The organism is Paenibacillus sp. AGC31 (assembly GCF_057334655.1).
This window is the reverse complement of sequence record NZ_JBHFJH010000001.1, coordinates 334,967-360,967: the sequence shown is the minus strand read 5'-3', so window position 1 is coordinate 360,967 and position 26,001 is coordinate 334,967. Positions and strand designations below refer to the sequence as shown.

Annotated in this window: 24 protein-coding genes; 17 read left to right on the top strand and 7 right to left on the bottom strand. The window is 43.6% G+C overall.

All coding sequences use genetic code 11. The annotated features are described in order from the left end of the window. Positions 1–15 precede the first annotated feature (15 nt). From ACE04G_RS01505 to ACE04G_RS01480, 6 genes are all read left to right on the top strand, one after another. Positions 16–1,488: a glycoside hydrolase family 32 protein gene (locus ACE04G_RS01505; protein WP_339305344.1), complete on the top strand. Its 1,473-nt coding sequence runs from the start codon at positions 16–18 to the stop codon at positions 1,486–1,488. A 27-nt stretch (positions 1,489–1,515) separates the two neighbouring features. Then, entirely contained in the window at positions 1,516–2,415 is a 900-nt protein-coding gene (locus ACE04G_RS01500) for an ROK family protein (RefSeq protein ID WP_221824786.1), read from the top strand. A gap of 243 nt (positions 2,416–2,658) precedes the next feature. Then, complete coding sequence (locus ACE04G_RS01495) at positions 2,659–3,096, top strand: GNAT family N-acetyltransferase (RefSeq protein ID WP_339305342.1); 438 nt, start codon at positions 2,659–2,661, stop codon at positions 3,094–3,096. 327 nt (positions 3,097–3,423) lie between these two features. Next, positions 3,424–4,653 carry an MFS transporter gene (locus tag ACE04G_RS01490; RefSeq protein ID WP_221824626.1) on the top strand — a complete coding sequence of 410 codons (1,230 nt, stop codon included), beginning with the start codon at positions 3,424–3,426 and terminating at the stop codon, positions 4,651–4,653. A 30-nt stretch (positions 4,654–4,683) separates the two neighbouring features. Further along, the gene (locus tag ACE04G_RS01485) at positions 4,684–6,006 is read left to right on the top strand and encodes an LLM class flavin-dependent oxidoreductase (RefSeq protein WP_449003433.1); all 1,323 of its coding nucleotides are present in this window, start codon (positions 4,684–4,686) and stop codon (positions 6,004–6,006) included. Positions 6,007–6,152: 146 nt separating this feature from the next. After that, a complete protein-coding gene (locus ACE04G_RS01480; RefSeq protein WP_449003434.1) occupies positions 6,153–6,980 on the top strand; it encodes a sugar phosphate isomerase/epimerase family protein in 828 nt (275 codons plus the stop codon). Positions 6,981–7,050: 70 nt separating this feature from the next. Here the strand turns inward: ACE04G_RS01480 and ACE04G_RS01475 are convergent, their stop codons facing one another. Continuing rightward, positions 7,051–7,929 (bottom strand): SDR family NAD(P)-dependent oxidoreductase, encoded by an 879-nt coding sequence (locus ACE04G_RS01475; protein WP_449003435.1) that lies wholly within the window; start codon positions 7,927–7,929, stop codon positions 7,051–7,053. A 135-nt stretch (positions 7,930–8,064) separates the two neighbouring features. On the opposite strand from ACE04G_RS01475, the gene ACE04G_RS01470 reads away from it, so the two are divergent. Next, positions 8,065–8,526, top strand: a complete 462-nt coding sequence (locus ACE04G_RS01470) for a MarR family winged helix-turn-helix transcriptional regulator (RefSeq protein ID WP_449003436.1) — start codon at positions 8,065–8,067, stop codon at positions 8,524–8,526. Between the two features lie 488 nt (positions 8,527–9,014). Here ACE04G_RS01470 and ACE04G_RS01465 read toward each other — a convergent pair whose 3' ends face one another. Continuing rightward, positions 9,015–9,977 (bottom strand): MORN repeat-containing protein, encoded by a 963-nt coding sequence (locus ACE04G_RS01465; RefSeq protein WP_449003438.1) that lies wholly within the window; start codon positions 9,975–9,977, stop codon positions 9,015–9,017. A 608-nt stretch (positions 9,978–10,585) separates the two neighbouring features. Between ACE04G_RS01465 and ACE04G_RS01460 the strand changes: the two genes are divergently transcribed. From ACE04G_RS01460 to ACE04G_RS01445, 4 genes are all read left to right on the top strand, one after another. Further along, positions 10,586–14,125 carry an S-layer homology domain-containing protein gene (locus ACE04G_RS01460; protein ID WP_449003439.1) on the top strand — a complete coding sequence of 1,180 codons (3,540 nt, stop codon included), beginning with the start codon at positions 10,586–10,588 and terminating at the stop codon, positions 14,123–14,125. Positions 14,126–14,346: 221 nt separating this feature from the next. Beyond that, positions 14,347–15,294, top strand: coding sequence for a helix-turn-helix transcriptional regulator (locus ACE04G_RS01455; RefSeq protein ID WP_449003440.1), 948 nt, complete (start codon positions 14,347–14,349; stop codon positions 15,292–15,294). A gap of 67 nt (positions 15,295–15,361) precedes the next feature. Then, a complete protein-coding gene (locus tag ACE04G_RS01450; protein WP_449003441.1) occupies positions 15,362–15,898 on the top strand; it encodes a DinB family protein in 537 nt (178 codons plus the stop codon). A gap of 26 nt (positions 15,899–15,924) precedes the next feature. Beyond that, positions 15,925–16,401 carry an EVE domain-containing protein gene (locus tag ACE04G_RS01445; RefSeq protein WP_449003442.1) on the top strand — a complete coding sequence of 159 codons (477 nt, stop codon included), beginning with the start codon at positions 15,925–15,927 and terminating at the stop codon, positions 16,399–16,401. Between the two features lie 42 nt (positions 16,402–16,443). Here the strand turns inward: ACE04G_RS01445 and yidD are convergent, their stop codons facing one another. Further along, the gene (yidD, locus tag ACE04G_RS01440) at positions 16,444–16,749 is read right to left on the bottom strand and encodes a membrane protein insertion efficiency factor YidD (protein WP_486094115.1); all 306 of its coding nucleotides are present in this window, start codon (positions 16,747–16,749) and stop codon (positions 16,444–16,446) included. A gap of 217 nt (positions 16,750–16,966) precedes the next feature. Further along, positions 16,967–17,188, bottom strand: coding sequence for a hypothetical protein (locus tag ACE04G_RS01435; RefSeq protein WP_100529170.1), 222 nt, complete (start codon positions 17,186–17,188; stop codon positions 16,967–16,969). A gap of 261 nt (positions 17,189–17,449) precedes the next feature. Between ACE04G_RS01435 and ACE04G_RS01430 the strand changes: the two genes are divergently transcribed. After that, entirely contained in the window at positions 17,450–18,043 is a 594-nt protein-coding gene (locus ACE04G_RS01430; RefSeq protein ID WP_339305321.1) for a YdeI/OmpD-associated family protein, read from the top strand. A 122-nt stretch (positions 18,044–18,165) separates the two neighbouring features. Continuing rightward, the gene (locus ACE04G_RS01425; protein ID WP_339305319.1) at positions 18,166–18,423 is read left to right on the top strand and encodes a type II toxin-antitoxin system HicB family antitoxin; all 258 of its coding nucleotides are present in this window, start codon (positions 18,166–18,168) and stop codon (positions 18,421–18,423) included. Between the two features lie 24 nt (positions 18,424–18,447). On the opposite strand, the gene ACE04G_RS01420 is transcribed toward ACE04G_RS01425, so the two are convergent. Then, the gene (locus tag ACE04G_RS01420) at positions 18,448–18,984 is read right to left on the bottom strand and encodes a DUF554 family protein (RefSeq protein ID WP_339305317.1); all 537 of its coding nucleotides are present in this window, start codon (positions 18,982–18,984) and stop codon (positions 18,448–18,450) included. A gap of 533 nt (positions 18,985–19,517) precedes the next feature. Here ACE04G_RS01420 and ACE04G_RS01415 point away from each other — a divergent pair. Both ACE04G_RS01415 and ACE04G_RS01410 read left to right on the top strand, forming a co-directional pair. Next, entirely contained in the window at positions 19,518–20,093 is a 576-nt protein-coding gene (locus ACE04G_RS01415) for a papain-like cysteine protease family protein (RefSeq protein ID WP_145323752.1), read from the top strand. A gap of 25 nt (positions 20,094–20,118) precedes the next feature. After that, entirely contained in the window at positions 20,119–20,916 is a 798-nt protein-coding gene (locus ACE04G_RS01410; RefSeq protein WP_449003445.1) for a hypothetical protein, read from the top strand. Positions 20,917–21,126: 210 nt separating this feature from the next. Here ACE04G_RS01410 and ACE04G_RS01405 read toward each other — a convergent pair whose 3' ends face one another. Both ACE04G_RS01405 and ACE04G_RS01400 read right to left on the bottom strand, forming a co-directional pair. Next, positions 21,127–22,449, bottom strand: coding sequence for an amidohydrolase family protein (locus ACE04G_RS01405; RefSeq protein ID WP_449003446.1), 1,323 nt, complete (start codon positions 22,447–22,449; stop codon positions 21,127–21,129). Between the two features lie 197 nt (positions 22,450–22,646). Then, a complete protein-coding gene (locus tag ACE04G_RS01400) occupies positions 22,647–23,258 on the bottom strand; it encodes a TetR/AcrR family transcriptional regulator (protein WP_449003447.1) in 612 nt (203 codons plus the stop codon). A gap of 947 nt (positions 23,259–24,205) precedes the next feature. Here ACE04G_RS01400 and ACE04G_RS01395 point away from each other — a divergent pair. Then, positions 24,206–25,534 carry a reverse transcriptase/maturase family protein gene (locus ACE04G_RS01395; RefSeq protein ID WP_449003448.1) on the top strand — a complete coding sequence of 443 codons (1,329 nt, stop codon included), beginning with the start codon at positions 24,206–24,208 and terminating at the stop codon, positions 25,532–25,534. 86 nt (positions 25,535–25,620) lie between these two features. Further along, a complete protein-coding gene (locus ACE04G_RS01390; protein ID WP_449003449.1) occupies positions 25,621–25,890 on the top strand; it encodes a hypothetical protein in 270 nt (89 codons plus the stop codon). The last annotated feature ends 111 nt before the right edge of the window (positions 25,891–26,001 follow it).

Here is a 26,001-nt window from a genome sequence, read left to right as displayed (position 1 = left end):
GGAGGAGAAACCATAATGTCGACAATTCTTAAACAAGATTACAGAAATGAATACCATTTCTCACCGAAAGAGAAGTGGATGAACGACCCAAACGGCATGGTGTTTTTCAATGGGGAGTATCACTTGTTCTATCAGCATCACCCACATGGAACCACATGGGGCCCCATGCACTGGGGCCATGCAGTGAGCAGGGACCTGATCTCCTGGGAGGAACTTCCGATAGCTTTACTCCCCGATGAGAATGGCACTATATTCTCGGGAAGTGCCGTAGTGGATTGGAATAACACGACCGGATTCTTTGAGGGTGAGCCAGGATTGGTTGCTATTTTCACCCATCATCTTGAAGTTAAAAACCAAGATGCCATACAAACCCAGAGCCTGGCGTATAGCAAAGACAGCGGCAGAACTTGGACTAAATACGAGGGTAATCCGGTATTAAAGCATGAGTCCTTTGTCGATTTCCGTGATCCCAAAGTGTTCTGGCATGAGCAGACCAAAGAGTGGATTATGATTATCGCTTGTGGTCAGACGGTATGTCTGTATCGTTCTCCCAATCTGAAGGATTGGACGCTAGGTAGTGAATTCGGCGCCGGGATTGGTTCACACGATGGCGTGTGGGAATGCCCCGACCTGTTCCCCCTTGCAGTGGATGGAGATTCAGGGCAGGAGAAATGGGTGATGCTTGTTAGCATCGGTGCAGATCCTGCTTTTATTGAAGGCTCCAGAACACAATATTTTACCGGAGATTTTGATGGAACTACATTTGTCCCAGACGAGGCATCCCATACGGTTCGCTGGATTGATTATGGTCGGGATAACTACGCAGGAGTTAGTTGGTCTGACGTTCCTGAGGAAGATGGAAGACGCCTCATGATCGGCTGGATGAGCAACTGGATGTATGCCAACCAGACGCCAACCAATAATTACCGTGGAGCGATGACCATTGCCCGGGAGTTGACACTGGAGACAAGAGCGGGAGAAGTTATATTGATTCAACGTCCTGCACGTGAACTTGAGCAAGCCCGTAAGCCAGTATTGTCCCTACAGGATGCTTCAATTCAGCAAGTGAGTGAGCAGTTGCACGCTTTGCAACTAGTGAACTATGAGATCCATGCAGAGTGGGCTCAGGATCAGTCGTTCCATTTTGCACTAAGAAGCGGTGCAGATCATGAGACGGTCGTTGGTGTAGATTCGATCCGAAGTGAAGTGTATGTTGATCGTAGTCGATCGGGCATCGGCCATTTTCATAAACTTTTCCTGAGCCGTCATACAGCTGGGTTAAAAGAGGTGAATGGGAATCAACGGTTGCGTATCTTCGTAGATCATTCATCTGTGGAGGTATTTGCAAATGATGGTCAGGCCGTTATTACGGATCTGATCTATCCGGATGCGGATTGCCAAGGCATCTCTGCTCATGCGGAAAATACTGATCTGGTCTTCTCTTCACTTCATATCTATGAGATATCATCAACCAAGGCTAAAGGTTAATTGAATGAAGGAAAGGAGCCCAGAATGATGCGCATTGGAGCTATAGAAGCGGGCGGAACAAAGTTTGTATGCGGTGTAGGCAATGAGCATGGACAGATTGAAGATCGGATCAGTTTTCCAACAGAACATCCGGAGACAACACTTGCCAAGGTTATCGACTATTTCAAGGATAAAGACGTGGAAGCAATCGGGATAGGCTCTTTTGGTCCGATTGATCTGCAAGCGGATAGTCCCACGTATGGCTATATTACGACCACGCCTAAGCCTGGGTGGGGAAATTGTAATGTCATTGGAACCTTGAAGCATGAATTTCCGGTTCCCTTTGGATGGGATACGGATGTGAATGCTGCCGCGCTCGGTGAAGTGACGTGGGGAGCAGCGCAAGGACTGGACAACTGTGTGTATTACACGATTGGCACAGGCGTTGGTGTCGGACTCGTGGCAGGGGGCCAACGCGTCCACGGATTGTTACATCCCGAGGGTGGACATATTCGGACAAGACGCCATCGAGACGATCATTTTAATGGATTATGCCCATATCATGGCGATTGCCTGGAGGGAATGGCAGCAGGTCCAGCCATTGAAGCTCGCTGGCAGATCCCTGGCAGTGAACTGCCGGCGGATCATCCGGCGTGGGAGATCGAATCCTTTTATATTGCGGAGTCGATTACTACGGTCATCTTGCTTCATTCGCCGCAGAAGATCATCCTGGGTGGTGGTGTGATGCAGCAAGATCATCTGTTTCCTATGATCCGGGAGCAGGTAGTGCGGAATCTCAATGGTTATGTGAATGCAGCCCCAATCACGCAACATATCGATCAATATATTGTGCAGCCCGGATTGGGCCAGCATGCAGGCCTATGTGGTGCGCTAGCATTGGGTCTGGAAGCCTTGCAACATGCAGCACAAGCTTCACATGTTTCGTAGTTCTCTTAAATAATCTACATCCCAGAAGGGATGGCTGCGGGTTCGCTTATTGGTATAAGCAAGACTGCACCGTCCTTTTTGGGCTTTTTTATTTTTTTGGAGTTCAATAGGTTTGAAAAAAAATAGTACGTTCTAAAATCCGATGTTGCTCAAGTGAGCTGCCAAAGGTATGATTTTTAGTGTTCTATAGTGCGATAAGACATTCAAAAATTAACGTGTCTCCACTGGAAAGGAATTCAACAAATGAATCCAATAACAATGCGTCAAGCTGTACAGGCAGACCAAGAGCAACTCGCTGATTTGCGAGCCTTGGTACTGTACGATGATCTAACCAGACTGGGAAGGTACGATGATGTGAAGGTACGTGAACGTTTCCGGAATACATTCGACCCTGCCCAGACACAGATTATTGAACTTGGAGGATCAATGTTGGGTTGTGTAGCATTGAAGCCCAAGTCTGAGGCATATCTATTGGAACATTTCTACATACATCCCGATTATCAGGGACAGAAAATAGGAACTCAGGTACTAAAATTGCTGCTGGAAAAGGATCAAATTCAGGGGAAACGTGTTATTTTAAATGTGTTGCAGGGAAGTCCTGCTCGCCGATTGTATGAACGATTTGGATTTATATTGGACAGTGAAGATGAGGTCGATGTGTTTATGTCGGTCCAAGTGTAGTAATTTTTACTGTACATCTATATAAGTTGAACTATTCTTTTACACAGAAACGGAGAGGGCAGAAAAAACCTGGAAAAGCGAAGCGTTCGCCTGAAAGCTTTCTGAAAGAAAGCTACGTCGTAAGCATAGGCTTATCAGCGGATTATACCCTTGAGAAAAGGGAATCAAAAAAATCTGGGGATAACAGCGATTGGATATAATAGACCCATTCATTTAATTCTTGAATGGGTCTATTGAACTTTTCTATTATACTTTCCAGTGGTCGTACCCTAATATGGGTAATAACCTACTTTTTATATAGGAATTATATAGTATGGAGAAGCCAAGATGCCACAATGGAAACGAAATCTGTATATTCTGTGGTTCGGTCTGTTTTTCAATCATATGGCGTACTCGCTATCCGTTCCGTTCTTTCCTCTATTCCTGCAAAATGATCTCGGGATCGATACCGGTCTGGAAGCCTGGTCCGGTATCTCCATCTCCATCAGCTTTCTGATCAGTGGATTATGCGCACCCTTCTGGGGATCGCTGGCTGATCGATATGGAAGCAAATTGATGCTGGTGCGTTCAGGCGTTGGGCTAGGCATTGCGCATCTGGCTAATTTCTTTGTTTACGATCCGTATACGTTTATCGCGGTAAGGGTCTTTCAGGGACTCATGGCTGGTTTTCATCCCGCCTCAATTACACTGATCGGCACCAATACTCCGGAGAAACATGTGGGTTATGCACTTGGCGTGATCTCCACGGCCAGCGCTGCGGGCGGAATACTGGGTCCTCTTGCCGGAGGGGTATTAAGTCACTGGATTGGACTGAGGGGATGCTTCATTGCATCGGCTGTGATTACGTTGCTTGCGGCTTTGATGGTTCTGGGTGTTAAGGAGTCACGGCTAACTCGTACGGTGGTTCCAACAAGGATCATGGGGGATTTGAAGAGAGCCGCTTCTACTCCCGGGTTGATGCGAATCTACGGTTTGATTTTGCTGGTTTCAACGTCAGTGCTCATTATCGAACCGGTGCTGACGCTCTATGTCGTACAGATTGGCGGAGATATCGGCAGTGCAACACTTAGTGCTGGTATCGTCTTCTCAGCCATTGGTGTGGCAACGGTTATTATGGGGCCGCGTTGGGGGAAGATTGGTGGCAGGATCGGATACGAGAAAACACTGTTTATTGGACTGATTGGTGGTGGAATTGGCAGTCTGCTGCAGATGACAGCAACGAATCTGATTTATTTTGGCAGCCTGCGATTTGTCTATGGTCTGTTCTTTGCCGCGGTTTATCCGGCGCTCAATGCGCTCATCATCAAGTATGCTGATCACGATTTTCGTGGGAGGGCTGTCAGTCTGAGTCAGACCGCGAGTCAGTTCGGCATTGTGCTGGGACCGTTAATCGGCGGTTTTCTTGGTGGATGGATCGGCATTCCGTTTATTTTTCTATTTACAGGGATTGTACTCCTGGGAGCGGCTTGGGCAGTCCGTGTAAGTGATGTGAAACAGTCGGGTAAACCGGGTTTGCGTATGACAGTAGACTCTGGCGGAACACATATGAAGAAGTGAACGTTCACAATGAAATAGGGAGGAATATATATGTCACAACGACGATTGAAACTGGGAGCCAATCTGAACGGCGTAGGGAACAGCATTTCCTTTTGGCGTCACCCCGACATTCCCGTTAACGCGAGCGTTAGTCTGGAATTCTACCAGAAGCAGGCACGTATCGCGGAGAAAGGGAAGTTCGATCTGCTTTTTATTGCAGATGGTCTCTTCATTAACGAGAAGTCCAATTCTCATTTTCTCAATCGCTTTGAACCTCTGACGCTTCTGTCCGCACTCGCCGGTGTAACTTCTCACATTGGGTTGGTTGCTACATTGTCTACTTCATATAGTGAACCCTTCACGGTTGCGCGGCAATTTGCATCACTGGATCAATTAAGCGGTGGGAGGGCCGGGTGGAATGTGGTCACTTCACCTCTGGAAGGCTCGGCACTGAACTTCGGCAAAGGCGAACATCCGAACCATGCTCTGCGCTACGAAATTGCGGAAGAACATCTGAATGTGGTCAAAGGCCTGTGGGACTCCTGGGAGGACGATGCCTTTATCGGAGATAAGGAGCAGGGTGTATTCTTCGATCCTGCGAAGATGCATACGCTGAATCACAAGGGGGAGCACTTCTCCGTACAGGGTCCGCTTAATGTGGGACGTTCGAAGCAGGGTCATCCGGTGATTTTTCAGGCGGGTTCATCCGAATCTGGTAAAGATCTGGCTGCCCGATCGGCGGATGCCGTATATACAGGACATGAGACGCTGGAGGAAGCAAGGGAGTTCTACCGGGATGTGAAGGCAAGAGCAGTGGCATATGGACGTCAGGCAGAAGATATCCTGATCTTCCCAGGCATCGGCCCGATTGTGGGCAGAACGGAGGAAGAGGCGGAGCAGAAGTATCAGGAAATTGCCGAACTGGTGAGTATTGATCATGCGCTGAACTATCTGGGACGTTACTTCGATCATTATGACTTCTCCCAGTTCCCGCTGGACGAACCTTTTCCCGAGATCGGGGAGATCGGCAGCAACAGCTTCCGCAGTACAACAGATAAAATTAAGCAGCAGGCACGGGAACAAGGGCTGACCCTGCGCCAAGTGGCGTTGCTGGCATCGACTCCACGCACATCGTTTATTGGTACACCGGATCAGATCGCAGATCAGATTCAGGAATGGTATGAAGGCGAAGCGGCAGACGGATTCAATGTTCGTACCGTGGTGCCCAATGGACTGGAAGATTTCGTGGAACTGGTTGTCCCGGTTCTGCAAGAACGAGGGCTGTTCCGGACTGAATATGAACAGGATACGCTCCGTGGTAATCTGGGTCTTGAAATTCCGCGTAATCGATATACGTTAGAGAGCGTGAGATAGAAAAGATAGAGCGGTAATGACGTTAAATTAACGTTGTTACGGCTCTTTTTTGATGGTTTCTTTTTCGGAGAGTACTGCTATTATAAAATGATAAAGAAAATGATACACAAGCTGCAATTCCAGACGAGTCACAGGAGGAGATTGGGATGATTAGAGGGTTAACGAATGCGGGACTGGGCAACATCGAGTCTGATGAAGAATATATTACAGATGCGGCCAAGCACGGATTCGGATCTGTAGATTTGAATCCGCTCTCATTGATTGAAACGTATGGCAAAGAACGGGCGCAACATCTGTTGGAAAGCAATCAGGTGATCATCGGTTCATCGGGTCTGACGGTAGAGTGGCGGACGACAGATGAACAGTTCCGTGAGGGGTTGCAATCGTTGGTCGCTATGGCAGAAGCTTCTGCTTCGCTGGACTGTTACAACTGTTGCACGTATATTTTACCCTCAACGGATCAACCGGCAGCGCAATTTATGGCAGCGGCTACGAAACGCTTGAGACTCTGCGCAGATATCTTGGATGCTTACGGGATTAAGTTGGGTCTGGAGTTTGTGGGCTGCCATCATTTGCGGACGCAATGGAAGAATCCGTTTATCTGGCGTGTGGAGGATACGCTGGACTGGATTGAGACGATCCATGCGCCTAACGTAGGCTTACTGGTAGATTCCTATCACTGGCATACGAATGGTTTACCGATGGAAGATCTCTTGAAGCTGAAGAAAGAGCAGATTGTTCATGTGCATATCAACGATGCTTATGATTTGCCGATCGAGGAATTACTGGATTATGAGCGTTTGTACCCCGGAGAAGGGGTTATTGATTTGGGTGGATTTCTGAGAAATCTGCAGGCGATTGGTTACAATGGTGTGGTGGCTCAGGAAGTACTGGCACCGGCATCGAATCTAAGTTTGAGTGAAATATTGGCTAAGTCGAAAGCGGGTTTTGACAAGGTATTTGCAGCAATCTAAGTTACTGAAAAAAGGAGGGGGTGTTCCTAGCTGTGTTTATGGCTTATGGAACACCCCTGTTCTTGTTCAATTAATCCAGCACGCCGTGATCTTTCATCAGTTGTTTCGTAACGATCCATAGTCTGTTTTGCATGGCCTCATCTCCGCCAGGATGTATAGGAACAATAGATGCTCCAGTTCCCACATTAAAATATCCTCCTGAAACCTCGCCATACTTCGGTTCCACAGCCAAACGAGTAATGATATCCGCACCCCGGCGCGGGTCGCCGATGTGCAAAAAGGTTAACAGGCGTTCAAGCACACTTGCAAACCATAGCTCTCGTCCAAGCCCCGTAACATTAAAGCCAGGATTCAAGGCATTTACGCGAATTCCAGTTCCACGCCATTGTCTGGCTAGTTCACCAGTAAACATAATATTGAGCAGTTTGGTTTTGCCATAGATTGGAGAGGAACCACGTGCAGTAAAAGGAGTGATATCCGTTAAGTCATCTGGCAACACCAGAGTGCCGTGATTCCGCGAAGCTTCAGATGCAACATTGACGACACGGGCATGGCCCGACTGAATCAGGGAAGATTGCAAGGTGTGCGTTAACAGCCAAGGTGCCAAATAGTTGACGGCAATCATCTCGGCATATCCTTCGGACGTGACTCGCTGTTCAAAAGCATGAAGTCCGGCATTATTCAAAAGTACGTCTATACGCGGATAAGCGGCTGCAATCTCCAGCCCAATACGTTTTACATCACTCAGTAAAGACAAGTCTCCATAGAAAAATTCGATTTTGGCAGAAGGCATGATTTCCTTAATTTTGTATCTGGTAGCCTCTGCACGTTCCTTGCTTCGGGCTGTGAGTATAAGATGTGCCCCGCGTTTGGCGAGTTCCATGGCTGCAAGCTGCCCTAAACCGCTTGTTGCTCCGGTAATTACAATAATGGGATGTTTAGTTTGCATAAGAAGATCTCCTTTTGACACGAATAGATTCGGAATTATATAATGGACATAAATCAACTATAAATATTAATTAATATTTGTCAACTATATTTTAGGAATCTACTTTCATGTTTCAGGGAGAGGGAGTTAACAATAATGAGTGAAAATCCAGTCAAAACCAAAGACAGAGCAACCCTGGAGCTAGCGCTGGGTGAGCAGATTCATGCACTGATCAGTGCTTCGCATGCGCTTAACGTTCGATCTGCCGAGCGTTTTGATGCGAACCTGCAACCTGCCGCTTTTCAACTGGTACGGTGGCTCTACTCCTATGGCCCAACAAGCGCCGCGGCTTTGGCAGAAGCGAATGCAATGGACCGCAGCTCGGTCAGCCGATTAATCAAACAGCTCGAACAGTCGGGATATGTTAGCAAAGAACAAGACCCCAAGGATCGCCGCGGGGTGTTATTGTCTCTCACGGAACTGGGTCAACAATCGACGGTTGCTGCGCTCAAGGAGAAGGAGTCAGCTTTTTATGACCGTATATCCAGATGGGATGATAAGGAACTGGAGCGTTTCACCGCCATGCTCAGGCAGTTTAACGGATTGGTGGAAAAGTGAGAGGAACAATAGTGTGGATTGTATTTGATACCTGAACCATAGGAGATGTCACCATTGAGCGAGGTAGTCTACAAATTCATAGCAAAAGCGGACATCTGGTGATGTCCGCTCGTGAAGTTCCCAGATCATTTTATAGTTTCCAGGGAAGCTGCGGGTTTTTATATCGGAAACCCTGATGGTTTCCTTTTCTCACATATATCCAAGGTGGTGGGACAGGGGTGCCTAGTGTTTTATACAAGACCGTTCCTTCATCGCTTGCGGAATATTCTTCAATACTACTTTGGATATCTTCCCAATGAACCTTACCTTGGTAAGACAGTGTCTGCCCTTGAACGATAACATGAGGTGCACCTGAAATAACTCTCTGCGTTATGTTGAGAACGCCAACCTTTCCTGAGGACAACATCATCAATTCACTCATGAAAAGTATGATAATCAAAATGACTATGCTCACAATCCATCGCCTTTTTCTCATTTTGTGACCTCCACTACCTAGGGATCATTCCCTCATAGTTAATGACTTTTAATGACATAATCTCGTCAGAGATGGTATTGATTTTGACTGAATAGGGCTTAATAGCTTGCAGGAATTCATTAATGATTTGTTTGCGATCCTTATTAAAGACGGCAGATGTTATGTGATTCTCCTTTAATACGTTATCGTTCATTATGACTTGTTTAGAATAACTAACTGAATTACTATAATCGATTAGATGCGTAACCCCCGTGAATTTGCCACTAGTTAATGTACCTTTGGAGAATTCGGATGGTTTAATCCCAATATATTTTTCAGAAGAACCGTGTTTCTTTTTATAATTGATAATCGTGTCAAAAAAGTCCTTATCCCCAATTAACTTTTCGTTGAAATAATCATTTTTGAGAGCAATCGTAGTTGTATGATCGGTATATCCTAGTGAGACAGTATCTGAAGAGTGGATTGCGTAATATCCCTGAGACATCTTGCCCTGATTGAATGTTCCATCGTTAATGGTGTTGATGTAGCTGCCAAGTATAGGGTGAACCTTGCCATCAGAAGAAGTAAGGTACTGTACTTCTAACCATTGCGTAATTTCTTTTCCTTTACCATGATATGTATCATTAATCCATGATCCGGTGTAGGTTTTTGTAGTGAATTCACCTGTTCCATGGCCCATATTAGATTCATTGTAATCCTCAAAGGGGACACCTCCACCTTCAACTAATGTATATGTATACTTGCCTTTTCCTTGCCGTGTACCACTCACCCAATCTCCAGAGTAAACTTCGGTTTTTCCCCATCTCGCGGTTCCTTTACCATGAGGTTTCCCGTTTAAAACTTCACCATAGTACGTCGCTCCATCTGATAATTTTAAGGTTACTTTCTTCGATGCTGCTTCTGTTGGAGTAGTGCTTGATAATAGTACAATGATAATGATGATCGTTAATCCAAAACCTAGATAGAATCTTTTCAAAAGTGTGCAACTCCTTCAATGAATAATGATCCTTGCGTTGTTAGCTATCTTCAACATTATCAGTTTATGTATCGTATTTTTCCAGTTTAATTATAAAGTGGAGATAGGTCGGATTTCACAAACAACTCGCCCCCATTTCACAAAAGTAAAGATGTAAAGGCTGATACAAAATCCCACTCAACCCAAAGTACCTGCGGCTTCAGGGCATATCATGCCTATGATTCGTGGGTACTTTTTTCTATACTCAGCATATGCGCAACCCTGATCTTTTTACAAAATCCACTATCTACTCCATCTCATCATTCCGCTACACCAGTTCTCCTCCTAATGATCCACAGCAGTGGTGGAACTTTCCTGAATCGTGAACAATCTCTGAATTTTGTATCACCTCCTATTTGCAGCGTTATCACTAGATTCACTCCCCCAATATGGAGCAGTATAGAGTATAACTTCGTTAGGATAAGTTAGAAAAACCTTTAACGGAATATGAAAGAAATGCAGGTATATGTAAAATTTTAAATACATGCTTCCAGGCCGTTGACCCTGCCCCCAAAAGTCTCTTATATTTACTCCCGACACAACAACTCAGATCGGGTGGTGGGATGATTTTGTTCATTAATAAAGGCAAGAAAGTGCTCGCTATGCTTACACTTATACCCTTGGCTACAGGGATGGTCATGGGAGCTTTCCCTGCTGCGATAACGTATGCAGATTCGGGGGACAACACATCGATCAACAGCTCCGCAACAGGTTCTTGGCAAACGGGAGATTTGCATGTACATACGTTTGAGTCCGATGATGCACAGGTTTCACTGGAGAACGTGCTCGATGCGGGTTTAACCAAATATGGGCTGGACTGGATCGCGCTAACGGATCATTTGCGGTTATCCAAGCGAGATCACAACGGGAACGACATTTCGGGTGGACCAATCCCGATGTCCCAAGGAATGAATGAATATCAGGTACCACAGATCAAGGCACTTCAGGATGCAGGCAAATACGCGGGTAAAACGATCTTCTCCGGTTTCGAATGGGACATGCCTACACATGAACACGTTGGGGTAGGAATTCTCACGGATGAGCCGAATTCAACCGAAGCGCTGAACGCTGCCAAGGAATTCGAATACCGTTTCACGAATCGCGCAGCGAACCTGTTTAATGCGGCAGACGTAACGAAATGGGATCAGAACGGAGGGCGTGCGTACACGACTCATCAAGATGCCTTAACCGCCATCAACTGGCTCGCAACGAACTATCCAACGACAAGTTATGCGATGATCAACCATCCTTCACGGGGCAAAAACAAATATACCGTCGCCGACTTCCGTGAGTTCAACGATCTGGCTCCACAAGTGGTGTTTGGTATCGAAGGTATGCTCGGCAATCAGATGGAACCGGACCGTGGAGGGTACAACACAAGCTACAATGTAGCTAATCCGACCGCAGATGATGGATACAAATACCGTACATACGGCGGTGTAGACTATATGGTCGCCAAGGTTGGCGGACTATGGGATGCATTGCTTGGAGAAGGGCGTCACTTCTGGAACTATGGCAATTCGGACTACCACTTCAAGACGATTGGCACGAATTCCAGTGGTTATTTTCCGGGCGAATATGCCAAGACGTATTCTTGGGTTGAGGGTACAGGTATGCAGGCTGTTCTGGATGGACTGCGTTCGGGGAAATCATTTTCCGTATTCGGCGACCTGATCAACGCACTGGACTTTACAGCTTCCGGAGCGGGTGCTCAGGTTGAGATGGGCGGAGACCTTCATGTGACCCAAGGGGATGAAGTAGAGCTGAAGATCCGCTTCAAGAGTCCAACGACGAGCAACAATTATGAAAAACCAATCAACAGTGGCACGTCCGCTGGACAAGTACCCGTGGTGGATCACATCGATCTCATCGCTGGGGATGTGACAGTCAAGGCCCAGAAGGGTACAGCCGCATATAACAAAGACACCAACGACACTACCAAAGTGCTGGCTACCTTCACGTCCAACGATTGGACCACAGACGCCGAAGGCTATAATGTCATCACAACCAAGATCAAAGCCACAGATCAGGACAAGTATTTCCGCCTGCGCGGTACGAATCTGGGCATGAACGTGACAGGTGAGACTGTAAATGGTGAACCACAACTTGATCCGAAAAATACGACAGCTGATGCAACGACCCGTTTTAATCAAATTAACGATAGCAACTATCGCGATCTGTGGTTCTACTCCAACCCAATCTTCATGAGTGCCACACCTTACAGTGACGCACAGGCTGTAACCGATACGCTCCAAGCAATTGATCTGGGCGATCTTAACGCGGTCCATTCCGATCTCACCCTTCCTGTCGAAGGGAAACATGGTGCAACGATTAGCTGGTCCAGCTCCAAGCCGGAACTAATGAATAACGAGGGCAAGCTGCTAACGCAACCGGACAATAATGAGCGATTGGACCTGACAGCAACCGTGCAACGTGGCACGGAGTCTCAACCCAAAACGTTCACTGTCATTGTGGAAGGCACGAATAATCAGGCGCTGGTGTTAAAAAGCAACTTAACTACCGCTGACGGCCAGCCGTATCACACGGATACGTGGACGAACCAGTCCGTAACGGTTAGTGTAACCAGCGCAGTATACGCGCCTGATACTTCCGCGATTATCGAGTTGTCCCGTGATGGAGGGCAGACGTATGAACTTTATACAGAGAATGCACCTTTGGAGGCAACGGAGTCTGGAGAGCATAACCTTTTATTCCGAGCAACTGACGATCTGGAACAAACGTATACTTTACCTCTGGTCATTAAAATAGACCGTGAGATTCCCGTCATCACCCTGCAAGGTAGCAGCCAGATGACGCTGAACGTGGGAGATACGTACAATAAGCCTGGAGCACAGGCTTCTGATAATGTCGGCATCCGTGGTTCCGTGCAGGTGGATGGCACGGTGAACACACAAGCAGCAGGGATTTACACCCTTCGGTATAACGTGAAGGATATCGCTGGTAATGCTGCACAGGAAGTTATCCGTACCGTGACTGTACAAGCCCGCTCAGACAATGGTGGCGGGGGTTCAGGTGGAGGTAATGGAGGCAACTCTGGTGGGGATTCTGGAGGAAACACACCAAGTGTGCCAACAACGCCTACCGTTCCAACCACACCAACCAATCCGGAAACGGGGTCAGATTCATCCACTGAAGTGAAGGTAGAGGTGGAAGCGAATCAGCCGGTCCAAACGGGTCTGAAAGACATCGTGCAATTCAATGTTCCATCGGGAGCCATTGGTTCCAAGGATACACTGCAAGTGTCTGTGGTTGCCAAGGACAAGTTGCAGAATACAGCTTCCCTGAATGTACTTGGACAAGCTGTACAGATCAGCCGCAGTGGCGGAAGAACATTGAATGATCAGGCGGCATTGAGCCTGAATATGGATTCGGGAGATCTGCCTAACGGTACCCAACCTGCAATCTACTATTATAATGAAGCTCGTCAGAGCTGGGTATTTATCGGTGGCAAGATGAATGCAGCAGGAAGCATAACGGCCAATGTTAATCATCTGGGTACATTCGTTGTGTCCAGTTACACACCTGTGAATCTGTCTGACCTGAATGGACACTGGGCTTCCGACTATGCAGATCGTTTGTTGGGCATGAACGTGATTCAAGGTTACACAGATGGTACGTTCCAACCATCGAAGAAGATCACACGGGCAGAGTTTGTTACGTTGCTCAGTAAGGCACTGGCATTGAAGTCCGTGGATTCGGATCTGACATTTGCAGATCAAGGTAGTCTGCCAGACTGGGCAAAAGGTGATATTGCCGCAGCCGTGCAAGCCGGAATTGTGAAAGGCTATGGTGATAACACATTTAAGCCTGATCGGACCATTACCCGTGCCGAGATGGCTGTCATGATGGCGAATGCGCTGAAAGTAAGTTTAGATGCACAAGCCGGAATGTCTGGCAATACATCCGTTAAACCAAGTTTCACGGATGCATCGCAGACACCATCTTGGGCACAAGAAGCACTGGATGTAGCGGTGCAGGCCAAGATTGTGAGTGGATATACGGACCATACGGTTCGAGCAGGAAGTGAAACGACTCGAGCGGAAGCTGCGACGATGATCTATAACTTGTTGCTGGCCATGTACGTGTAAGAGGTAACGAAGAGATTTAACCGTATATAAAGCAGATAAAGTAGATATAAAGCAGATAAAAAACTGATATCCTTTTGGGGTATCAGTTTTTTTTGGATTAAGACTATCTCATCTTGGATGGTATTTAAGACGTTCCATAGCTTTAATTCACGAAACGAAAGGGCAAGTTACTGTGATAGAATGAGTTAGGTTTGGATGATGAAACGGTGGAGGCTTGGAATATGAACAAAACGGAGCGGCAACTTGCGATTACGCTTGAATTGCAGCGGAGAAAGATGTTAAGAGCAGAAGATTTAGCTGCTCAATTTGAGACAAGTGTACGTACGATATATCGAGATATTCAGGCATTAAGTGAGGCTGGTGTTCCGATCATGGGTGCTCCGGGTCATGGGTATTCCCTCATGGAAGGATATTTTCTGCCCCCGGTAAGCTTCACCGCAGAAGAAGCCGTCTCCCTGCTCATGGGAGCTGATTTTATCGAACAGAGAATGGATACAGAATACGCGATGGAGGCTAAGTCGGCTCAACGCAAAATTGAAGCGATTTTACCTGAATCCGTTCGTGTCGAATCAACACGTGTTCGGGAAACGATGAGACTGCTTCATACGGTTGAACCTTTAACCCGAGCACGGGTGAAAACATACCTTAACCAGATGCGTAGTGCCATTCTGGATCAACGTAAAATCAGTTTTATGTATCTGAAAAAAATGCCAGGAACGGATGGCAATCGGTATAACATGCGTGAGGTTTCTCCATATGGACTCTCACTGGTTCAGGAGAATTGGATGTTAATTGCACGTTGTGATATGCGACAAGACATCCGTCATTTTCGTTTGTCACGGATGACTGAACTTTCCGTGCTGGAGGATCAGTTCCTTTTGCCACCGGATTTTGATCTAAACAGTTATCGACCTCCTGAGGACCGTAACGAACAAGTAGTAATTCGGGCTAATCCTGAAATTGCTGACAAAATTATGGAGGTCCTGCATTTTTATATGGATGCATTTGAGGAGCAAGAGGAAGGTGTTGTTTTTCATTTTCGTGTCCGCTACCCGGAAGAAATATTGCATTATTTACTTGGCTGGGGTGGAGATATCGAGGTCTTGGAGCCAGAGTCTTTACGCTTCCGAATGAAGGAAGTAGCCAAAAACATCTTAAAACACTACTGACATACACCTGTCAGTAGTGTTTTTTTATACTTTGATATATCACAGATCAAGAGGAGTGGGTTGAAGGATGAGAAGTACAACGGAAGTATTGACATCATTTGAAACGGCAGTAGAACGATATTTGGTAGAACTGAACAAATTGGATATGGGGAGCTTATATAAAAAACAGAGTGAAGAGGAATGGTCCATTGGACAGATGTATGTACATTTGATTCAATCAGCGCTTTTCTTGCATCTACATAATATTGAGCAGTGTTTGAGCAGCGGGGATTCAACATTAAACTCGGGTGAGGAAAAAACAGAACTGGGTAGGCAAGTGTTTGAATTAGGACAATTCCCTCCCGTTCCAATTAAGGTTCCTGCTTCCCCGCAGTACACCCCGCAACCACCCGAGAGTATGGAGTCTTTGATCGATGGGCTTCGCATGGTCGTGGAACGGATGAGAAGCACGGCAGCTGTTCTACACCAAGCGTCCGTAAACAACAAAATACGTCATCCAAGGCTTGGCGCTCTAAACGCTCAGGAGTGGTTTTTGTTGATAGAGATGCACTACAGACATCATTTTTTACAATTGGATCGATTGATATCGAATCTGGAGATGTAAACGAGAGAAGGGAATGGGATGTATTCATGAAACCAAATCAGGACAGCAGATATTGGATTGGTGTTGTATCTGCTTCTCATGTAAATGTAGCCGTAGAGGGAGGGTTTGCGCAGCTGTGCCATGGCAAGTCAGCACTGTTGCGACAGATGTCCGCGGGTGACTGGCTGATATACTATTCTCCACGCACAGACATATCAATAGGGCAGCCACTTCAGGCGTTTACCGCTATTGGTCAAATTACCGACGACAGGATATACCAATATCAGATGTCGGAATCCTTTGTACCCTTTCGCCGAGATCTCCGTTATCTTCCGTGTCGAGAAGTAAAGATCGCAACGTTGTTAGACCAACTTAGTTTTACACGTGGAAATCGCAATTGGGGGTTTCCATTTCGTAAAGGTCACTTTGAGATTGGGGCTGAAGACTTCATGATGATAGCTTCCTCCATGTTGGAAGATGAGACACAGTCACTACTAGATATTAGCTTAAGCCATAAATGTTAACCAAACCAAAAGGCCCATAGACAGTCTATGGACCTTTTAATTTTAAGGATAATCATATCCTCCACCGTTGATATTACATTTACGAAGACGCTGGATGCCCAAGGAAAGACCTTTAACCGCCCCGTATTTCTCAATAGCTTGAATCATATACACAGAACAGCTTGGTTCAAAACGACATTTGTTCCTCACTTCAATGGGGGCAAAACGTTGATAAATTCTAATACTCCATATCAGGATTGCTCTAACACGTCGTAGAACTATGAATAATATACTTGCTATGAAAACAATCTGGGCGCTTAGCAAAGCATATACTGGGGTGAATAGATTCAAGAGATAGAAACAGATCATAGAGATGATTAGACCTGCCAATAATGCAAGTGTAACGTTAAGCAAAGACTTCAACCAATCGATTTCGGGAATAACATGAGTTCTTATATAGAAGCTGCTTCGAGGATCGTTTTCTTCATGATGTGTATGTAAGAGTCTAATAAGTTCTTCTTCGGATGGCATGTTATTATATATCAGTTCCTCAGATTCTGAGTTTCTCATGATTGTTATACGATTATTAAATCTCTCTGTAGAAAATAAGCATATAATGATGCGTTGTAACAGGTTGCTGGAGACAACCGGGCTTCTCGGTGACAGCTAGCGACTCCATCGATTGATAGATCCATCCGGATTGTGCTTTGTGATTGATGATATCAGCAAATAAATTAACAGCAGCCTGAGTATCACCTCGGTTTACTTGAACATTTTTGGGACCTGGAACGACTGTGTACTCTCTCATTTAAATCATCCTTTCATATGTTGGAATTATGGCAATAGGCATTCCATTATTTTACTATGGGTATGGTGAACTGTCGATTGAAAATTATTAGATGAGATTGGATTAAATGATAGGCCATCTAACAGGATGGTCTTTGTTGTTATTAAGGTTTAAATTCAAGTGGAAAAGTCAATAAAAGCTCTGTAAGCAACGCTGTACAATCTACTGAAAACCAGTACAATTGAACCTATAAAACCATGAAATAAAGAGAGGTATTTCTCCATGACGGATACAAGTGGGAATCGCAAAGTTGACGGCTATCTAAAAAAACTCAAAGCGTGGAAGGAAGAGTCCACAAAGTTGAGAGAGATTATTCGGGATTTTGAACTGACAGAGGATATGAAATGGATGCACCCTTGTTACATGCTGGATGGGAAAAACATCGTTCTGATCCATGGATTCAAAGAATACGTGGCCATTCTGTTTTTCAAAGGTGCTCTGCTGAAGGATACACACGGCATTTTGGTCCAGCAAACGGAGAATGTACAGGCAGAACGCCAGCTTCGCTTCACCAGTCTGGAGCAGATTGTGGAGCAGGAGGCTATGATCAAAGCCTATATCCAGCAAGCGATTGAAGTGGAACAGGCCGGACTGCAAGTGGAAATGAAAAAGACTACCGAATATAGCGTTCCTGAGGAACTTCAGCAGCAGTTCGATGAGAATCCTGCTTTCCAGGCCGCATTTGAAGCACTGACACCCGGACGGCAGCGGGCATATCTCTATTATTTCTCACAACCGAAGCAATCCAAAACAAAAGTGTCACGAATCGAGAAGTACATGCAGCCGATCCTGGAAGGCAAAGGATTGAATGATTAATCTTATAACAATATATTTGAGGGAAATTTAAGAGTGAAAACGAGTTGAAAGCCTTTCAGATATAATTCGAAAGGCTTTTTGCTGTTTTTGCTAAAAGTGTAGATAACAGGAGAGTGTCCCATATGATTCGAACTTACCAATACTACGCAATATTTAATTTAGCTGAGGATGGAATTAATGTTACATTTCCTGATCAGCCTGGATGTATCACCTGTGGCGAATCAATTGATGAAGCATTAGTGATGGCGAAAGAAGCACTAGAATTATTTTTGGATGGAGAACCTGTTGAAGATATTCCGCCTCCTCAAAGCATAATGCCACAATTATTGAATCCTAAAGATAAAGCATATTTAATTGAAGCAAGTATTACGTATTATTGATGTTCTATTTTTACATATCTGAAGCTACAGCAGAAAGATCGGAATAAATAAGGCAGGCAGCAGATTCAATACCTTGATCTTCGTAATCTTCAAAATATTTAACCCCGTACAAAGCGCCAGGATGCCGCCAATCAGCGTAATTTCGTTCATGATGTTTGTCGTCATGAAGACGGATAAGAAATCAGCCGAGAAGAAGACCAGTACTTCGATAATCAATAGAATGAACGCTGAGAAGATGATGCCGATCCCAAAGGTGGATGCCAGAATCAATGACGTAATACCTGAGAAAATCGTATTGATTTGTAAAAAGGTATTATCCCCCTGTAATGCACTTTGTAGTGGCCCCAGAATCGGGATCGATCCCACGCACAACAATGAGATAGCAACCGTTAATCCTTCATTTAAGCCATTGGACGAGAATTTGGTCCTGATGTTGGACAAGATGTTCTCGAAATCAATGAGTTGCCCAATTATCCCGCCTATCGTCAGGAAGAAGAACGACGTTAGGTTTATTTTGGTACCAACGAATGATTTCGTCGCCCATTTCAGAACCGTACCCAATGGTATCCACACCACCTTGTAAAGCGACCCTTATTCTTCATGCTTCCCATGGGAAGTTGCTCACCAGTGCCAGATAAGGAGCCCCATGTCCATCCGTACATTTAGGAAAAAAACGGAGACGAGCAGATTGGGTCTGACAAATCATCGTTGTTAATCTCATCCCGCAGCTGCACGTCAGTGTAAAAGAATTCTCCCACACGACGCCTCGTCGTCACACCTGCATGGAGTACAGTCAGTGCGTTATGTTTCATTTTTTTCAAAACGTTTCTGCCGAACTTGGTATCCAATATCCGATCATAGGCACACTGCAACAAGCCTCAAATGGTGGATATGCTTTGCGCTACTTTTTTTTGGACTTAGATTAAAGTATTTTTAAGAATTGGAAACATTTATGATAAATTACTTGTTATATACAGTGTGGGTGACATGAATATGGAAGGTTTGGATTGGAGGGAAACAAAAAAAGATTGAGGTAGATAAGCGCAGTTTAACAAATTTATTCAAATCTAATGAAATGAGGGGGAAGGTTTAAAATGAAATCTCGAAGAACTTTTTTATTCTCCGTATTTGCACTAATATTCACACTCTCTTTTGTGTCACAAGCATATGCTGCTTCTACTGATTTGCCATCATATCCTATTGCAAAGCAAGAGAAGAGTGAATGGTGTTGGGCAGCAGTTAGTTCAAGTGTTCTTAAATTCATGGCTAACAAAAATGTCTATCAATGCGATTTCGTTAAGAAAGTGAAGTCAACCAGTTCTTGTGCAAATGTATCGGCATCCACAGTAGAAGCCCAAAGTGGAATGCATGACTATGGAGTATCTTCTAATTATTACTCAGGTAATCTAAATGTTGCCCAAGTAAAAAGTCAGATTGATGGAGGGCGCCCCGTATATGTGAGTTGGAAATGGAATAGTCCTACGGCTCTTATTGGTCATGCAGTTGCTATTTATGGCTATAGTAATACTCCTACCTATACTTATTATATGCATTATCTGGATCCTTGGGATGGAGTGAAAACTTCAATGGAATTCTCGAAATTTAACGGAGGTACGGGAGCAGAAAGAACGTGGAGATGGGGACTTAAAGACTTTTGGCATTATCAATAAGGATTAGCTGAGGAGGTCTATAATCATGAAATATATTAGAATTTTAATGATGATAGGGATAGGTCTAATGGTCAGTTACATTATGGCTCCAAGTAGTTATGCCAGCAATGTACCTGAAGATGTACAGACCTTTGCCAAAGGACAAGGATTGGATGAATTCAAAAAAATGGTATTAGACGATCCTGTGGGATATGGCTATGAGAATGAAGAAGAAGTTAAGTCTGTCACTTTAGGCCCTGGCTTCGAAGTATACTTATTTGACTCTGACAAGTTTAAAAAAGTATCTGACAGTCTGATTGATGTGTCTAAGCCGACAGGACAGTATGACTTTATTGTGCAATCGGGCGGTGTTGGAAAGTCATTTCTTAGTATAGAACAATTCGAAGGTGAGTTCAGATTGGTTCTTGCAGGAGGAGATGCCTCCAGGTTGGATGCGTCCTTAAATACGATGACAAAATCCTTATCTACTGACGTAGATACGCTTAATCCGGTATTAATCAAGGACGGAAATATCCGTTATTTGGCCGTGAAGATCAATGGTAAAGAAGTAAATATACCAGATGTACCTACTGAGAAAAAATCACTTATGGGAGGTATGGATAATAATCAGCTATGGGATTCCTCCAAGACGATTGATTTCTTAAAAGATGTGCAATCCCAAGGAGTTGATCCAGAAGTAGACGGTGCGGGTGGCTATCCGGTCATTAACTCCGGTACATCTCCGAATAATTATATGAGTATAACAATAATGAGTTTGGTCATTGCTTTAGTAGGTTCAATAGTAGTGTACATGTGGGTAAGAAAAAGACAGAGCTTGAAATGATTTAAACACCACATACAACATTTAAAACGAAGAACTCACCTTCCGTTCACAAAAGTAAGCATGTTGAGGGTTAAATTGAAGTTTTGTTTAACCAAAAGCACCTACGGTTTCAGGGTATCCTCCCTTCGTAGTTGCTTTTTTATACTGGGTTTTACATGTTTTTGAAGAGGGTGGTGGAATGATTTTGTTCATTAATATTCACTCCTGAATTTACCAAACTGAGTTTAGAACATCGTCGACTTCTTTGATTCTTGTGACAGATGGTGTTTGAATTAGATTTCCCTTGACCATGACCATAGCGATGTCTGACAAGGCCTCGATATGTTCCAGCGGATTTTGCTCCATAATAATCAGATCGGCATGTTTCCCGATATCCACCGTCCCTGTAACATCGTCAACACCGAGGATCTTTGCATTGGTTCGGGTCACCATGTCGATGACCTGTTTGTTGTTCAGGTTGGCCTGTCTCATGTAGTGGTCCATCTCTCTCCACATATCATAGTGAGTCACGTAAGGCATGGCGGCATCAGTACCTATACCGATGGTGATGTCGTTTTCGATCGCTTGTTTTACGCCTTTGAGCATGGAATCGTAGACCAGTTTGGAATTTTCTTTTACCGTTGCACTTACCTTCGTTACGCTGGTATCCAGTGAAGCGGATGGATAAGCGGCTTGCAGGGTGGGGATGAGTGCGGTGTAGCCATTCAGGGTATTGGGATTATTTTTATACAAACGAATGATTTCGTCATCCATCTCCGAACCGTGCTCGATGGTATCGACGCCACCTTGTAACGCAACCCGTACGCCTTCCGTGCTTTCCACATGCGCTGCCACCCGTAGGCCAATCTTATGCGCTTCATCGCAGATCGCCGCAACTTCCTCCACCGTCATCTGTAAACGTCCAGCTTCGCCAACCATCTTCGCATCCGTCACGCCACCCGTGACACAGATTTTGATCAGATCCACGCCGTGTTTTACATTGATGCGTACATTTCTTCTTGCTTCCCAAGGGGAGTCGCCAACCAGAGCCAGGAATGGAGCACCATGTCCGCCCGTGACACTTAGGAAAAACCCGGAGACAAGCAGATTAGGGCCGACAAAGTCGCCGTTATTAATCTCATCCCGCAGCTGGACATCGGTGTAAAAGAATTCCCCGACACTGCGCATTGTCGTCACACCCGCATGGAGTGCGGTCAGCGCGTTGCATTTCATGCGTTTTTTCAATGCGTTTCTACCAAACTTGGTGTTCAATATCAGATCATAGGCAAACTGCAACAAACCTTCACTGACCGAGAGACTGAACGGTTTACCATCTGCAAAGAGGTGTACGTGTGCATTAATTAATCCAGGCATCACGTATTTCCCTGAGAGGTCGATGGTTGTGTAGTGACTTGGGATATGCAACTCATGATCTCGGCCGATATCCTGGATAAGTCCTTGTTCATTGACGAGAATCGTCATGTTTTTTTGCAGATTGCGGTTCGCATCCCCGTGGATCAGATTGACGTTTTTTAATGCGTAAGCGGTGTTCATGTTGTGTTCCTCCTTTGGATATGGGTGAAGCGAGTAGTTAGGGTAACGACGATTTCTTTTTCAATAATGAATAATAAATTCATTTTTAGGTCAAAAAAATAGGCTGATCTATGATGAGGTTTTTTTGCGTGCAAACCAAGTGAAGTTGATCTGATCTGCACGCTTTGTCTACCCGGCATAAATGATGAGATGGAGTGTTATTCGTTGAGACTCTTCATACCGTACAGTCTGTACACATACAACGCTTCGAAAATTTGCTTTCGGCTATCCTCACTCATATCCCGCTTCAATAGATCTAGGTTCATGTCAATTACATTGTGTGCGAGGATGTTCAGTAAGATCGAGTTCTCTTCGGTGCCAATCTCATACCGTTTATATTGATTCTTGAGGTAGGCCTTCTTGGTTTCGATCATCAGCTCAACAAGCTCATTCTTGGCGTTGGTGTAGATGGTTCCTTTATTTTTTTCGAAGATGATGACAATCTGATTCCGGTATTTACGTAGCACATCTACCTGTTCCTGCAACAGCGCCGACTTTCGCTCGCTATCCGTTTCCTTGAACAAGGTCTGATTATCAAAGTGAATGGTCTCCACTAGCACATTTTTCAGATAATCCACTAGATCCGGTGGCACGACGGCGTAGAATAGTTCTTTCTTGTTCTTAAAATAAGTATAGATATTGCCCACGGAAATATTGATCTCATCCGCGATATCGCTCATTTTGGCATCCACATAGCCCTTTTCAAAAAAGACTTTGAGCGCCGCGTATTCAATCTCTTTCCTGACTTCGTCTTTCTTGGCTTGCACCATCGGGAACGACTCCTTAATAGTGAATGGTTGGTTCGTTATTAGGATAGACCTGTTTTGTCGGGATTGTCAATGGGGGGAGACAACAGGAACATTTTGTGACTTTTTCGAACGGCCTTCTACCCGAGCATATGTTATGGTGTTGTGCTAATAATGAAGCTCACATAGGGTACGTGATGGTGAAAAGTTCAAGAACCTGATCATTAGTCACTTTACATAGAAATTAGGATTTTAAGAAAATTTAGAGGTGAAAAGAATGAAGGAACATTTATACTTAAAAAGATATGTTTGATTATATAGAGAAGATACAAGACAGAGAAAAAAGAAAATAACATCAATGGGACTTAGTAATTGAGTGCTTTTTGTAACTTAGTACATTAAGCTATTTTCTGTTCCCTGGTATTAATTTATTACGAGCTAACTTACCATATACAATTATAAGTTATGTTCTGTTTTTAGTTTACTATTGCTCTATTTGATATTTTAATTCAGTTTTAATTTCTTGAAGAATAGATTTTTTTAACAATCTTATTGTTGCATCTTGTTAAGGATAGCTAGCAACCTATTTTTGTTAACAAAGTTTAACATATAGTTTGAAAATATATCAAAATATGCTATAATTTTTTTACTTCATGTTTTAGATATGAAGGTTGGAGATTGTTATCAATCTGTTTATGAACAATTCTTGAAAGATAGATAAGAATATGTTCTCAGATGATAGCTGTTCGGTAATCATGATAGTAATTAACCAGAGTACAATCTTGGTCACTGAGCATCCCTCCCTAACTATTATACTATAGTTGCTAATTCGGGAAATTTTTGGGTAGTTGGATTTAGCATGCACTCATTTATCATTATTGCAACTAAATACAAGTTTTAAGCTATACCTGTCATCTAAGGGATACTACCCCCCGTGTTGACAGGTATTACGCTTTTTAGGGAGGATTTGAGTGGAACTTCAAAAATGGAAAGAAAAGAATAAACACAGAAGAAATTATGCACATTTTGATTCAAAGGTTTCTTTAAATAGAGTATGGGATTATATAAATAATCCTGAAAAAGTTTCGAAACATGGCTTTTATCCGTTTATTCATTATACAATTATATTCCATAAATTTCATAAAATGAAAGGTAGAATACAAAAACCTCGTGAGATTTATTATTCTGCACATAAGGATCGATACATATATCAGTACTATGGATTTAAATTAAATCAAATATATAATGAAAGAGCAAAACTTGATAAAATTGATGACGTAGCAATAGCGTACAGGAACAATAAGCCTAAAAAAAATAATATTCACTTTGCTAAGAGAGCTATTGATTTTATCAAAAGCCAAAGTGAATGTTATGTAGTTATAGGTGATTTCACTAAATTTTTTGATAGTTTAGATCATGCATATTTAAAACAAATGATATGCAGTTTGTTAGATGTAGAGAGACTGCCAGGAGATTATTACGCGGTCTATAAGAACATAACAAAATATTCAAAGTGGGATCTTAAAATTCTCCTTGAACTAAATGGGTTGAAGAATGATATAAAAGCCTTCAATAAATTGGAGTATGCTATCTCACCAAAAGAATTCAAAGAATTAGTGAAAACATATGTAATACCTAATCCTGATAATTACGGAATACCGCAGGGATCCGCAATAAGTGGAGTACTTTCAAATATTTACATGTTAGCATTCGATAAATCAATTAATAATGTTGTCAAGAAAAGCAATGGATTATACATGAGGTATAGTGACGATTTTATAGTTATACTTCCAAAAGAAGATTGGAATGAATTTCGAAAGAAATTCCAATTAATTAACTCAATTGTTGATGAGACTCCTAATCTCGATCTACAACCAGATAAAACACAAATCTTTAAGTTCGATAATGGTAAATTGATAAGCTTTAATGAAAAAATATTGCATAATGTCAAGAATGGAAACAATATTATGAATTATTTGGGCTTTTCTTTTGATGGTCAGAATGTTGCAATAAGAGATAAAACTATATCTAAATATTATTATAGAATGTATAAAAAACTAAAAAATGTTATTAATAATAATGGAATTACTAAAAAAGGAAACAAAGTGAGTTTTGAAAATTTATATCGAGTATATTCAGTTAAAGGGTCTAAGTCCGAAAAGGGTTCTAAACTTGCCAAAGGAAATTTTATATCGTATGTAAAAAGAGCAGAAAAAATCTTTGTAGATGAGAGAAACATAGGAATAGTTAAAAGAAGACATATGCAGAAAATAAGAAAACAAATAAATAAAATAAAATAAATTTCTCCATTACCGATTGTTACGTGTTCAGGTACCACTTTCTTTTTACATCTATGTTAATCTCTCCTTAACAAAGGAGTGGTGACATGACAAGTACTAACAGCGAAGACCTCGCTTCGAAGTACACACAACTTGTCCAACAAGAAGATGATTACGTAGACCAACTGGTTACCTGCAACAAACTCATCCTAGACGCCATGGACATCATCGCGAAACAGGCAGGTGTGCTAGAGATGGATACCGTGAAACAAGCAGCATTTCACCTTCATTCCATGGAACAGGATTTGAATCGAAAGTTATTTAAAGTCCGACTGGAGAAGAGCATCTTGGCAAATCAAATGAGCCAGTCTACATAAAGTCACCTTAACTAAAGGGCAGTGCAGGATCACACAAGATGATCTTGAACTGTCTTTTTGTCTTTCCATCCAAACGTTTTTCGCTTCCAATTTAGCATTGACTTTCCTCCC